Raw genomic sequence first — 13,066 nt, 5'->3', positions numbered from 1 at the left:
GAATCATCTCCTTTCACCTAAATATACCCATTAGGGGTATATAAGTCAATGCTTAAGATCTAAAAAAGCCGTTCACCTTGAACGGCTGCACCTCCTTTATCTACATCTACATTCTTGATAATACGAGACTTCTGTTCGTTCGACTCGCTGCATCGTTTCTTGATAAAACGCGTCTTTGTTTCCAAAAAGAAAAAGAACCCAACGCTTCAGTAAAATACTCACTCTCTTCGCCTCCTCTCATACAAGCATATCGCTAATATGAGATTCAGTCGTCCATAGATTGGTCGATTCTTCTTTCATTCTTTTGGAGTAGAGTGCAACTCATGATTTGTGAAGAATCGATCAATATCTGCGACAACGTTTTCCATCGAAGCTTTCCAAAATGCAGGTTCTGACAACGTTTCTTGCAGATGTATGGCTACTAATTGTTCGACGGGAAGCGTTCCCGTTTCACTTAGAAAACGTTGGAACTTACTTGAGAATTGAGGGTCTTTACGTGCTAGTTCCAATAACCCATTACTTAACAGAAAGAACCATTCATCAATAACGACTCATCCAAATAATGAATGCCCCTGCGTTCATATTCTGCTATTCTGGAAGCGATGATCTGATTATAAACTCGGGCAAATAATGGCGCCGCGTCTTTAAATGTTTTGTTCATCCATCCAACAAACTCTTTTTGCTTCTTTTCATTAACCTCCATGCGTGCCATCTGGGATGCTTGTACATATGGCACCCTCCGCGCTTCACCTTCCTCGTAATACTCAATCGTTAACCGCTTTCGCAACTCAGTTGCCAATTGTTCCATTGTAGATGTTGTTTCTTCCACTAAACGAGGCAACGACTGATCTCCAAATTTCTTACCGTCTCGAACCATTTTGTTAAGTACTGTAACAAATGGTTTATCTAACTCTCTTAACCAATCAGTCAATTGCCTTTCAGTTAATGTTGTTGCAAGTACTTGTTGACTAGCAATAATCGCTTTCACTTCTCCTTTTAAAGAAATAAGATCATTCTCTAACTTTGTTTGTTCCATCTCATCTATTTCTTCTGTCGCAATGCAATAGGAAAGGGATTCAAGTGCTTCAATATAAGCAATCGCGTTAGATATTAAATGAAGCTCGTCATTATTTAAGCAAACCTTGTTGGCTTTTGTTTTTAGCGTATTCAAATCTCTTTGTATTCGCTCCACAAACTTGCTCCTACCTTTTTCATCTAACCCTCCACATAAACTGCTTAAATTCCATCTAGCGAGTCCCATTTCACCACTCCTTAGCGACTTTATTTTTCAGATTATTCTTATCATAGCATGAAGAAAGGAATTATTCCTCGAAGTCACTAAATAGTCAGAATTCATTTCTCTAAAATAGGATTCTTTTTTAGTAAAGATATCTTTACACATATAAATTAAATAGTGTACAATAAATGTAAAGATATCTTTACGATTTGGAGAGATAGCCGGTGAAGGTCATTAATCATATACGAGAAATTAGATTAGAAAAAGGAATTAGCCAAGTGCAGATGGCAGAAGATTTACAAATTACGCGTCAAACGATCAATGCCATCGAGAAAAATAAATACAATCCAAGTCTAGAACTCGCGTTAAAGTTAATCGACTATTTTGAAGTTCCAATTGAACAAATCTTTTATTTGGAAACGAAAAAAAAGGAGGAGTAGTATGAAGAAAAAATATGCGTTTCTTATTTATGCCTTTTTCATCCTTTGTGCATTCACTGGATCATCTATTGGCGTTTACTTCGTTCGCGAAGAGTATGATTTGAATTTCGGAGTCATAATAACAGCTATCATAGCAACTATTATCGGTTCACTCATTCCCATTTTACTTTCAAAATGGAAGAAAAAGCGCAAGGGCAATATCCCTGAAATGGACGAACGAGTTCTGTTACTACTAAAGAAGTATTTCTTAATCGCTTTTTACTTTGTTATGATTGGCAGTAGTTTTTTATTAATTGTTTTGTTTGGCATGGGAGTCGAAATGATTGAAACTGGTATGATTATTGCTTATATGGCGATTTTATATGTATTAATTGGGGTTGGTGCATTTGTTGTTAAGCACATTTAACAAACATAAAAAAAGCCGCTCTTATCTAACCATTAACCTATTAAATAGCAAAAGATCGAGTGAATAAAACTTCCTCGATCTTTTTTAACTGTTCTCATCCTCGATTTAGATTTATATAGTTAATTACTTATAAATCGTCCGTCCTTTTGAATCTTCTATCCCAGACATGCGGTAATAATAAGTGTTAATTCGATCGCGCCATTCTTTCGCATTTTTTAATTGTGCGTCAAATTTTGCCTCAATATGATCTGCCTGGTGTTTTGGAACCGTTTCTTTAAAAGTACTCCATTCGTTTGCCCATTGCTCTACTTTCTCTACACCGGCAAAATGACTATCATAAATGTGCTGAATGACTGTTTTCCCACTTTTCAAACGATGGCGATATGGAACGTGGTGAAAGAATAACAAGAGTTCGTCTGGACAAGATTCTCTCTCTCCATAAATCGTTTGGACCTCTGGCTCATATTGGCGATAATAGCCGCTTCCACTATCAGTGCGATCTACTCCCATCCCATCGCGATCAGAAAAATGGTATGTTCCCCAAGGCGAATACTCATAGCCGTTTACATCAGGACCATAATGGTGACCAGTATTAACCATCCAGCCAACCCCAAGTGGCGCAGTATATGATTCATAGACTTCCCATGATTCGCGAAGGACTTCCTCAATAAATTGAATGGTCTTCTCCGGCACTTGCGGGAACGTTTGCTTCGTCCAATCACTGCTCAGTCTTTCAACATCTACTTCAGGATTCCAAGCCATCATTCCGTAACTATACAAGTTCGCTTGCGCAAACGTATGACCCGTCCAGTTTGAATCTCGTCCTGTGTTAACAACGGCCGTCATCCCCATTCGCAGAGGCTTATAAACGTTTCCTGTCACAATCTTAGCGACTGTTGTGCCCTCGCCTTTTGCATGTGTATCAAATTCAAGGATCTCCTGCCACATCGGCGGCAAGAAACAAACATCAATCTGTTGACCTGTATACTCCTGCGCGATCTGAAATTCAATGACATGGTTTGTCTGTTTTAATGCGCCAAACAATGGTGTAACTGGTTCTCGCACTTGGAAATCCATTGGTCCACTTTTGATTTGCAAAATGACATTTTCGGCGAATTGACCATCTAACTTAGCAAAATGATCATAAGCGGCTCTCGCTCGATCAGTCGTACGGTCCCGCCAGTCTTGCAGACAATCATAAACGAAACACCGCCAGAAAACCGTTCCTCCAAATGGAGTAATTGCTGCTGCCAGCATGTTAGCTCCATCAGCATGGGTCCGACCATATGTAAATGGACCTGGTCGATGCTCCGAATCAGCTTTCACAACAAAACCACCTAACTCTGGCACATGGCGATAAATGATTTCCGCTTGTTTCTTCCACCAAGATATAACCGCCTTATCAAGTGGATCAGCGCTATCTAATTTCCCAAGGACAATTGGACTAGCATAGTTTATTGATAAGTAAAGAGAGATGCCATATTTCTTGAATATAGCTGCATGTTTTGCAACATCTGGCAACAAGGATTCGTCAATTAAATAAGTTTCTACTTCATGGACGTTCACATTATTCATCGTCAGTGCATTAATGCCAACAGAAGCAAGCATTTCTGCATAAGCTGTAATACGTTCCTCATCATGAATAAATGCATTGTTTTCAAAAAACAATGATCTACCTGCATACCCTCGTTCAACCGTTCCGTCCATGTTATCCCAGTGATTAATCATTCGGATTGGTGATGCAGGTCTTTCAAAAGCATCAATCGTATGCAGCTTGTTTCCTAATTGCAACTGCTTCATTAGAAAAAATAACCCATACATTAATCCTTGTTCAGTCTCAGCTTTTATCGTTGTATGATGATCCCTTTTCTCAATTAGATAACCTTCTCCCCCTAAATCATTTACGGGAGTTTCACCAAGATCTTCAAAGGTTGCAATTGTTAATTCAGCATCGGTACGATCATTTCGTTTTACTTCAAGCTCTTCAAATAAGTAAACCATGTATGTTCTAAGAATTGTTTCAATCGTGTTTTTTTTGCTACCAGGTAGTTGCACAACCAGAGTACGTAGCTCTTTGTTGCTCTTCAAGCTTGGAAGCCAACCACTATCATACGCCATCTCACACTCGCTCCAATCGACTAAAATGTGTCACTCTTTTATAACTTTCTTTTGGCTGAAATCGATCATCAAATAAGAACGGCCAATTTTTGCGCCCTTTAACTGGGAAATCACTTAACCATGTGTAATCATCAGCAGCCCCCCAGAAAGTAACAGAATCAATGACGTCTTTATAAGATCGAAACAAAGAAAAGATCTCATCATAACGATTCGCTTGCAGTTCTAACATTTCACTTGTCGGTTCAAGCAAATCGCATCGTCGATCGTTCCAATCAAACAGAGAGAGATCAAGCTCCGTTACTTCTATACGCAACCCCAATGAGGCATATGCTTCAATTGCTGCTTGAATCTCTTCAATTGAAGGACCATATAAGTTCCAATGTCCTTGCATCCCAATGCCATGCACAGGAATGCCTTTTTCGAGTAAGCCTTTTAAAAGCCGGACAATTTTATCTCGCTTTTTAGGGTCAGACTCATTGTAATCATTGTAAAACAAGTTTGCACTCTGGTTTGCTTCATGGGCACATTCAAAGGCATGTTCGATATAGGATTCACCAGCAATACGAGAATACATGGATTCTCGTAAAAAACGGTTGTCTTCGTCTGCAATTGCTTCATTTATCACATCCCAACTTTTAATCAGAGGATAGCGTGCCATAACCGTTGCGATATGCGTTTTCATCCGAGAAAATAATGTTTCTTTTGTGACATGATTGTTTCCGTCTTTAAACATCCATTCGCCAGTTTGATTATGCCAAACTAGCGTATGACCACGAACATCAAGTTGATGTTCAAAGGCATAATCGACTAATTTATCAGCTTGACGAAAATCAAATAAGCCTTCCGCTGGCTGAATCTCCATTGGCTTCATACAATTTTCAGCTGTTATTGAACGGTAGTGTTCAGCAATATGCATTCCTTGTTTATCTAGTCGGTCTGGCGCACAAGCTGCACCAATCCGAAAATAATCTTCATACATACTGGCAAGTCCCATCAAACCGTTCCCTGCTTTTCCATGCTCTTTATATGCATATGTTTGTCTTCATACACTGGGTTATAAGAGAAGGATGTAAACGTTGCTGTGCTGCGATTCCCCGATGTATCCTGGCAATGCATTCCAACAAATGCGCCGGTAAAAAAGCCACCACCATTAACATAGTCATCGGATAATTTATATGAAGAGTACGATGGAGCTAACTTCTCATACGTTTGTCCGTCCAACGAGTAAGTAAAAGTAAACATATCTTCGCGTACAGCTGTCCGTAAATAAACAAACTCGGCTTCATCGGGAAGTGGAATCGATTCACCATCAACCGCGACATTTCCTCGATCAGATGAAAGCAACTGTAATACTCTCCCTTTCTTTTCACACCACGTAATCTGTAAGGAGACCCACGTTGCTGTGTTGTAATAACAAACTAGCCCCGCGGCTTGCATGAATGAATCTGGACTAAAGGAAACCACTGTTTCAGCATCAAAGCTAAAATCTTGCCACCTTCTAGCCACATGAGACTGAGTAAATCTGGAACCAAGCGATTCTCTTCCGAACAAACGTAACGTTCCATCTTTTATTTCACCAAGTTCATCTGAAAATGGGATCCGTAGCGTCTGGTAACAAGGAAGCAGTTCCTTGCCTTCAAACAGATCTTTACCTGTAAACGATTGCTCCCATTTTACTTCAGGCAAATTCGGGGCCTCTACTTCTGTTGACGGGAGAGGACCATTTGTTACAATTGGCCAACCATTCTCCCACTCCATCTTTTGAATTGCTGTTTCTCGACCAAGCGGACAGTAGCCTCTTTCTTCGGTTATCTTTTTTCCTAGTCGGTGAATTGGTCGTGCCATCAGATGAGCTAAATACCACTGTCCATCCTGTGTCTGAACCATTGATCCATGACCAGCTTTTTGCAGAGGATGAAGAGGGTTACCCCAGCTTGATAAAATAGGATTTTTAGGATGTAGTTCATACGGTCCAGTTAGATCTTTTGAACGAGCAAGAGTTGCCGCATGTTCATATTTTGTTCCACCTTCTGCCGTCAGTAAATAATAATAACCATCAATTTGATAAAGGTGAGGTGCTTCCGTTAATCCAAGCTCACTTCCAGTGAAAATTATTTCCGACTTGCCTACAAGTTTCTTCTGAGCATGATCATATTCCTGTAGGGCAATCCCATTAAACGAATGCTTATTAGGGCGATAATCCCAAACCATATTCAGTAAATACTTCTTCCCGTCCTCACCGTGGAATAACGATGGATCGAATCCTGCGCTGTTTAAATAAACGGGCTCGCTCCACTCCCCATCAATTTCATTACACGTAACCAAATAATTATGTCCGTCTTTCCAAGCTCCTTCAACAATTTTAATATCTGAATAAATGAGCCAAAACATGCCATCTGCATAACTTAAGCATGGAGCCCAAACCCCACCAGAGTCTGGATTTCCAGTCATATTCAGTTGGCTTATGCGATTCAGAGGTCGACTTACAAGACGCCAATTTTTCAAGTCTTTCGAATGGTAGATCATCACACCTGGGAACCACTCAAATGTGGATGTAGCAACATAATAGTCATCACCAACTCGGCAAATGCTTGGATCTGGATGAAAGCCTGTTAGTATTGGATTTTGAATCATAATACCGCTCCTTTTTTCAAATATAATTAACCGAAAAGCAAACGCTTACATATTCTTTCTACTAGTTTACAAATTTCATCTGTCTCTTTCCATGTACATACCGACAGGATTTTTAGCCAAAACAAGATTTCTAGGAAAATCAACTTAAAGCGCACTTCAAAAAAACCTCTAAGACTGCTTGGGAATTCCAAGATCTTAGAGGTGGCTATCATTATGTATGACTAATTATCATTTCCACTTTACCTGTTACATCAAAGTCAGTTGTCCCACATGGCAAAACAAGGTGATCTCCTTTATTCAGAATAGAAGTAATCCCGTTCACATGAAGTTCACCACTACCAGTTAGAATACTTATTAGCAAGTAAGGTGCTTTAAAAGAAGCAGTCCACTTGTTGACAACTTCCGCTTTATAAACCGTAAAAAATTCTGTTGAAACAAGTTTTAATACTTTATGCATTACGCTAGATTCAATAACCGTAGGTTGAGATGGGTAAGGTTGATGTGGAATCATTGAAACTTCTTTTGCTTTATCAAGATGCAGCTCTCTCTTATTTCCCTTATCATCTGTACGGTTAAAATCATAGACGCGATACGTTGTATCAGAGCTTTGTTGCGTTTCTAGTATGACGCTTCCTGCCCCAATAGCGTGAATCGTCCCACTCGGAACATGAAAAAAGTCTCCTGCTTGAATCAGTGTTCGGCTAAGGAGCTCATCCCACTCGCCTTTTTTAATCTTTTGCTCAAACTCTGCTTTTGATGTAGCAGTATGTCCTAAGATAAGCTCCGCGCCTTCCTCTGCCTCGACAACATACCAACATTCGGTTTTTCCGTAAGCTTCATTGTCCTCAAGTCTCGCCGCCTGACTGTCATTTGGGTGCACTTGCACAGATAGATCTTGTTTGGCATCAAGCAATTTTACAAGCAGGGGGAACTCACCAGTCGTTTCGCCACCAAACAGATGAGTCTCTGTCTTCCATAGATCGGCTAATGTGTGACCTGCATACGGGCCGGTTTTTACTGTGCTTAGCCCATTTGAATGAGCAGAAATACCCCAACATTCGCCTGTGTGTTCATACGGAAGTTCATAGCCAAAATGTGTTAACTTCTGACCGCCCCAGAGCCTTTCTTGGAATACAGGTTCTAAGAATATAGGTTGTTGATTATTCATTCGCTTCCCCTCTTTCATTCACTCTTATACTTTAATGAAAGATTACCATGAAATCACTGATTCGACCATGAGTTCCGTCATCTCTCTTTACCCCTTTTAGACGTTTATAAATAAAGAAGAACACACTTTACGTAAAGGTGTTCTTCTCCCACGGGATGTTACGTACTGGCCATTTGCTAGTTGCTCACTCTATCCAACCTAAAACAAGTGGTACTTGCTGCGCGATGATCTTAAAAAACTACGAAGTCGGTTTTGATTCTCTTTTGCGGAGCTCAACACGTCTTGTTTTTCCAGAAATTGTCTTAGGTAGTTCTTCTAAATATTCAATGACTCTCGGATATTTATAAGGCGCTGTTTCCGCTTTGACAAAGGCTTGCAACTCCTCAGTTAACTGGTCTAGTTCTTCGGAATGTTTGTTTAAAACAACGAACGCCTTAACGATGCTGCCTCGAATTTCATCAGGACTGGCTACCACTGCACACTCCTTCACAGCTGGATGTTTTGTTAATGCATCTTCTACTTCAAATGGACCGATTGTATAACCAGATGAAATAATGATGTCATCCCCTCGCCCTTCGAACCAAAAGTAGCCATCTTCATCTTTTTTTGCAAGGTCACCTGTTACATAATATTCTCCTCGAAATGACTGTCTTGTTCTCTCTTCATCCTTATAATATTCCTTAAATAAAGCTGGCGCGGACTTATGGACTGCAATCATTCCAACTTCACCAGGTTTTGCTTCGTCCCCTTCTTCCGTTAAAATGGTCACTCCGTTACCAGGGGTTGGTTTCCCCATTGAACCTGGACGCTCCTCCATTCCAACCATCGTACCAATTAAAAGCGTATTTTCTGTTTGCCCATATCCATCTCTTACCGTTAGCTGAAATTGTTCCTGAAACGTACTAATAACAGCACGGTTAAGAGGTTCTCCCGCTGATACAGCGTGCTTAATGCTTTGGAGTTTAAATGAAGACAATGACTCCTCTTTTGCCAGCATCCGGTATTCCGTTGGTGTGGCACATAGAATAGCCACTTTATATTCATCAATTAATTGAAGATACACTCTTGGATCAAACGGTCCATCATACACAAACGCAGTCGCTTGTTTCCCGATTACAGATAAAAATGGGCTCCAAACCCACTTTTGCCACCCTGGAGCTGCAGTTGCCCAAACAACGTCACCAGCTTCCACTCCAAGCCATTCTGTAGATGCTGTTTGTAAATGCGCAAATGCCCAAGCATGGGTATGAACAACCGCTTTCGGATTCCCTGTTGTCCCGGATGTATAAGGCAAAAATGCTATCTCATCCTTATGAGTGTCCCCCTCGAAGAAAACGCTCTCATTTTCTAGCAACTTGTCGAGATCTTGCCAACCAACCTCCGCTTTGCCAAATGTTGCTTGCACGTTCACAGAAGGTACGTCTTCTGAAGAGAGTTTGTTAAACTCTGCAGTTAACCCTTCATAAGCGATCACTCCCTTTGCTTGCGAATGACTGACTCTGTATGCAAGATCTTTTGAACGTAACATTCCAGAACAAGGAATAATAACGAAACCTGCTTTTAAACATGCTAAATAAGTCGCATAGGCTTCTGGTACTCTAGGAAAAAGAAGCAGCACTGGGTCACCTTTATACAGACCAAGCTTTGTGAGCGCGTTTGCTATTCGATTCATCTTTTCTATTAAGAGGCGGTAAGTCCATTCTACTTTTTCACCGCTCCCATTTCGCCATATAATCGCTTGCTGATCAAGGTTTGATTCTTTTTCAAGGTTAATCGCAATGTTGTATTGGTCTGGTGCTTGTAGCATACGTTCTGTCATCTTTATCCATCTCCTTTCTTATGCGTTCATTATACAGAATGTTCGCTTTTTTGTGTAGGTAGATGGACAAAGCGTGCTTATTTTCAAAAGAGTTTAATCGATGTTATTGCAAGTCCTTAACGAGAATCGATCCATTCCGTGCTTTCTTGTTGAGCCTCCTTTAATGCTTGCTCAACTGTCAATGTTCCCGTTAATGCTCCTTCTGCTTTGGCTTGCAATATATATCGAGGTTGCGATGAAGCCCACGGATACCTTGGTGTTACTGCAGTGGTCATTGCCTCAAGAACTGGAATCATCAACTCCATTTCCTGTATACTGTCCCATTCAACTGCTTCCTTTATAACAGGTGTGCTTCCCCATTCTTCCCATAAGAAACGTTGAAAGTATTCACTTGAGCTAAATTTAATAAACTCCCAAGCAAGATCTTTATTTTGACTTGTCTTCCCGATTGCAAAGGGGCTCCCAGAAAACATGCTTCCCACACCATCATTATTTTTAAAACTTTGAACAACAGGAAAACGTTCTTCAAGTCCTTGTGCATAGATCGGCTTCATGTTTCCATTTCCTTGATTCACAGCGATTGCAATATTATTGCTTGACGTCAACCAGCGCTCATTCCCTTGGCCATTAATAAAGCTCTTGGGCATATAACTGGACAGCTCAATCATTGCTTCAAGTGCTTGTTCCATTTCCATTGAGTCAAAATTTAACTCAATATCTTCCCAACGTTGGCCCGTTCCCCATTCACCGTCAAACCCTTCCATAAAATTTGCAAGTGCGAGAGCCGTGTCGTGTGTTCCAGTGAAATAGATCCCATAATTCTGTTCACCGGTGACAGGGTTTTCTCCAGTCATTTGTTTTGCTTTAGTCATCACTTCTTCGACGGATGGATAATCAGATAACGGTTCTACTCCCCACTGTTCAAACAGTTCTTTATCGTATTGAATGAAACGAGCATCACCAAGTACTGGCAGAGAATAGATTTCAATTTCATCATCGTCAGGACCAAATGTCATCCAACCTTCAACTAAATTATCGTGATAGACACTTAAATTAAAATCGTCTTGATCGATAAACGGTTGAAGTGGTTCAAGTAACCCTTGTGCAGCAAAATCATTTACACCTGGCATTTGATAGACATCCGCTTGACTTCCAGCAATCATTGCCTGCGTATTCGGAACATAATTGCTCCATGGCATGATAACAAAATTAATCGTTACGCCAGGGTGCAACCTTTCAAACTCTTCTTTCACAGCATAGAATCCCTTCGATTTTTGTGCTGTAATCGGATCGGTTGTATCTTGTAATTTAAAGCCTCCAATCATGGCAATCGTTAAGTCACTGTCTTCCACTACCTCTCCTTCTGACTCTTCTTGTGGCAAGCACCCAGATAAAACTAGCAGAGAACATGCAGTTATAAGGACAGCAGGCAAACGGATTATTTTCATCTATAGTTCCTCCTATTCTTTTAAACCGCTCAGTGCAATGCTTTGAATGATATAACGTTGCAAAAAGACAAACAAGATAATAATCGGCAAGACACTCATCGTAGCAAGCGCCATAGTCATCCCTGCAAGCGATGTTCCGTTCTCTAATGAGAAACTAGCTAAAAATAAAGGAATTGTATGAAGTCGCTCTGAATTTAAAACAACAAGTGGCCAGACAAATTCATTCCAATTACCCATAAACGATAAAATAACAAGCGTTGCTGTGATTGGTCCCGCTAAAGGAGCATAGACCTGAAAGAATGTTCTGAACTCACTTGCGCCATCAATTTGAGCCGCTTCTCTTAAACTATCTGGAATTTGATCAAAAAATTGTTTTGCTAAAAAAACACCAAATCCATATAAAATGGAAGGCAAGATGACTGGCCAAAATGTATTCAATAACCCCGCTGCGTTAAACATTGAATATAGTGGAATTAAGCGAGCTTCAATTGGAATCATCATGGTAGCAAGGACAATAATAAACAATAACTTTTTCCCTTTAAATGTCCCCTTTGAGAAAGCATACCCACCTAGCAATGCTGCTAATACTTGCAACACAACCGAACAAAAAGTAACAAACGCTGAATTAAGATATGCACTGAAAATACGTCCATTTTCAAAAACAAGTTCATAATTGAAGATGGAGAATAGGTCGGGAATAAACGTCGGTGGAAAAGGAACTTGAATATTCGCCATTCGATCAAAACTAATGCTTACCATCCATACAAAAGGAGCTACGACTATGAAAGCAACAATGATAAGTAACAGAAATAAGATAATTTGTACGAGCTTTTGCTTTTTTTTATGATCTTCTATCATCCAACCTACCTCCTATAGCTTCAACCGAGTTAATTTTAAATTAAACACCGTAAAGAGTAGAATGATTAGGAACAAAAGGACAGTGATGGCTGAAGCAATACCAAATTCAAATCCACCAAAGCCTCGCTCATATATAAGAGCAACCATCGTCTGGAGCGACCTGCTAGGACTCCCTCCCGCCCCTCCAAGAACAAAAATTTCTTGGAATCGTTGCAACCCGGAGATCCATCCCATAATGAGCAAAAATGCAAAAGTACCTTTCATGTTTGGAATCGTAATAAAAAACCATTGTTGAAGCGACGTTGCTCCATCTATTTCAGATGCTTCATATAACTCTGGAGAAATCGCTTGTAAGTTGGCCAAACAAATGATGATGACAAAACCGATCCAGTGCCAGATTGTTAGTAAAATAACACCCCATTTGGATGTAGCAGGATCTGATAACCATGGTGATGTTTGCAAACCAAGCGTATCAAGAATATGATTCATTAGCCCTACTTCTGGCTGCAAAATAAACATAAAAATCATTGCTGCTGCCACAATTGAGGTTACATTAGGTAAGAAAAACAAAACTTTAAATAAGCTTTTAAAACGGTGAATTCGATTAATCATACTAGCCAATACAAATCCAATCGGAATCGCAAGTAACAATTGAAAGAAGGCAATATAAAACGTATTATAAACCGCATTCCAGAATGCACTCTGCCCGAGTACTCGTTCATAATTACTGAAGCCTACCCACGTTTCAATCGTTCCGTTTGAGTTGTAAAAACTCAATCGGAACGATTCGAATACTGGATATACGATAAAACAAGCAATACCTAAAAACGTCGGCAATAAAAATAAATACCAAGTAATAGTCGATTTCATTGATTTATTCCGGCTCGATTGAACGTTAGCAGGTGCCTCGATTGCTGTTTTCATCCTTTACCCCCGTT

General features: G+C 40.1%; 13 protein-coding genes. 2 read left to right on the top strand and 11 right to left on the bottom strand.

Going from position 1 to position 13,066, the window contains the following annotated elements; genetic code table 11:
- Window positions 1-96 precede the first annotated feature (96 nt).
- The 3 genes from BK584_RS25430 to BK584_RS19660 form a co-directional block, all read right to left on the bottom strand.
- A complete protein-coding gene (locus BK584_RS25430) occupies window positions 97-222 on the bottom strand; it encodes a hypothetical protein (protein WP_281255768.1) in 126 nt (41 codons plus the stop codon).
- A gap of 74 nt (window positions 223-296) precedes the next feature.
- Window positions 297-509 carry a hypothetical protein gene (locus BK584_RS19665; protein ID WP_078394156.1) on the bottom strand — a complete coding sequence of 71 codons (213 nt, stop codon included), beginning with the start codon at window positions 507-509 and terminating at the stop codon, window positions 297-299.
- 11 nt (window positions 510-520) lie between these two features.
- Window positions 521-1,261, bottom strand: a complete 741-nt coding sequence (locus BK584_RS19660) for a hypothetical protein (protein WP_078394155.1) — start codon at window positions 1,259-1,261, stop codon at window positions 521-523.
- A 200-nt stretch (window positions 1,262-1,461) separates the two neighbouring features.
- Between BK584_RS19660 and BK584_RS19655 the strand changes: the two genes are divergently transcribed.
- Entirely contained in the window at window positions 1,462-1,677 is a 216-nt protein-coding gene (locus BK584_RS19655; protein WP_078394154.1) for a helix-turn-helix transcriptional regulator, read from the top strand.
- A 1-nt stretch (window position 1,678) separates the two neighbouring features.
- On the top strand, window positions 1,679-2,083 hold the full coding sequence (locus BK584_RS19650) for a hypothetical protein (RefSeq protein ID WP_078394153.1): 405 nt from the start codon (window positions 1,679-1,681) through the stop codon (window positions 2,081-2,083).
- Between the two features lie 123 nt (window positions 2,084-2,206).
- Here the strand turns inward: BK584_RS19650 and BK584_RS19645 are convergent, their stop codons facing one another.
- The 8 genes from BK584_RS19645 to BK584_RS19610 all read right to left on the bottom strand — a co-directional run bounded on the left by BK584_RS19645 (window position 2,207) and on the right by BK584_RS19610 (window position 13,052).
- On the bottom strand, window positions 2,207-4,201 hold the full coding sequence (locus BK584_RS19645; protein WP_078394152.1) for an alpha-glucuronidase family glycosyl hydrolase: 1,995 nt from the start codon (window positions 4,199-4,201) through the stop codon (window positions 2,207-2,209).
- 1 nt (window position 4,202) lies between these two features.
- Window positions 4,203-5,195, bottom strand: coding sequence for an endo-1,4-beta-xylanase (locus BK584_RS19640; protein ID WP_078394151.1), 993 nt, complete (start codon window positions 5,193-5,195; stop codon window positions 4,203-4,205).
- Window positions 5,195-6,835 (bottom strand): glycoside hydrolase family 43 protein, encoded by a 1,641-nt coding sequence (locus tag BK584_RS19635; RefSeq protein WP_078394150.1) that lies wholly within the window; start codon window positions 6,833-6,835, stop codon window positions 5,195-5,197. Before BK584_RS19635 ends, BK584_RS19640 begins: the two co-directional genes overlap by 1 nt.
- Window positions 6,836-7,046: 211 nt before the next feature.
- Window positions 7,047-8,003: a mannose-6-phosphate isomerase, class I gene (gene manA, locus BK584_RS19630; RefSeq protein ID WP_139365715.1), complete on the bottom strand. Its 957-nt coding sequence runs from the start codon at window positions 8,001-8,003 to the stop codon at window positions 7,047-7,049.
- A 238-nt stretch (window positions 8,004-8,241) separates the two neighbouring features.
- Window positions 8,242-9,822, bottom strand: a complete 1,581-nt coding sequence (locus tag BK584_RS19625; protein WP_078394148.1) for an acetate--CoA ligase — start codon at window positions 9,820-9,822, stop codon at window positions 8,242-8,244.
- A 116-nt stretch (window positions 9,823-9,938) separates the two neighbouring features.
- Window positions 9,939-11,270, bottom strand: coding sequence for an ABC transporter substrate-binding protein (locus BK584_RS19620; RefSeq protein ID WP_245808915.1), 1,332 nt, complete (start codon window positions 11,268-11,270; stop codon window positions 9,939-9,941).
- Between the two features lie 12 nt (window positions 11,271-11,282).
- Entirely contained in the window at window positions 11,283-12,128 is an 846-nt protein-coding gene (locus BK584_RS19615; RefSeq protein WP_078394147.1) for a carbohydrate ABC transporter permease, read from the bottom strand.
- A gap of 12 nt (window positions 12,129-12,140) precedes the next feature.
- Window positions 12,141-13,052, bottom strand: coding sequence for a carbohydrate ABC transporter permease (locus tag BK584_RS19610; protein ID WP_078394146.1), 912 nt, complete (start codon window positions 13,050-13,052; stop codon window positions 12,141-12,143).
- Between the last annotated feature and the right edge of the window lie 14 nt (window positions 13,053-13,066).

The organism is Shouchella patagoniensis (assembly GCF_002019705.1).
GTDB classification, from domain to species: domain Bacteria; phylum Bacillota; class Bacilli; order Bacillales; family Bacillaceae_D; genus Shouchella; species Shouchella patagoniensis.
This window is presented reverse-complemented; position numbering and strand designations above follow the sequence as displayed.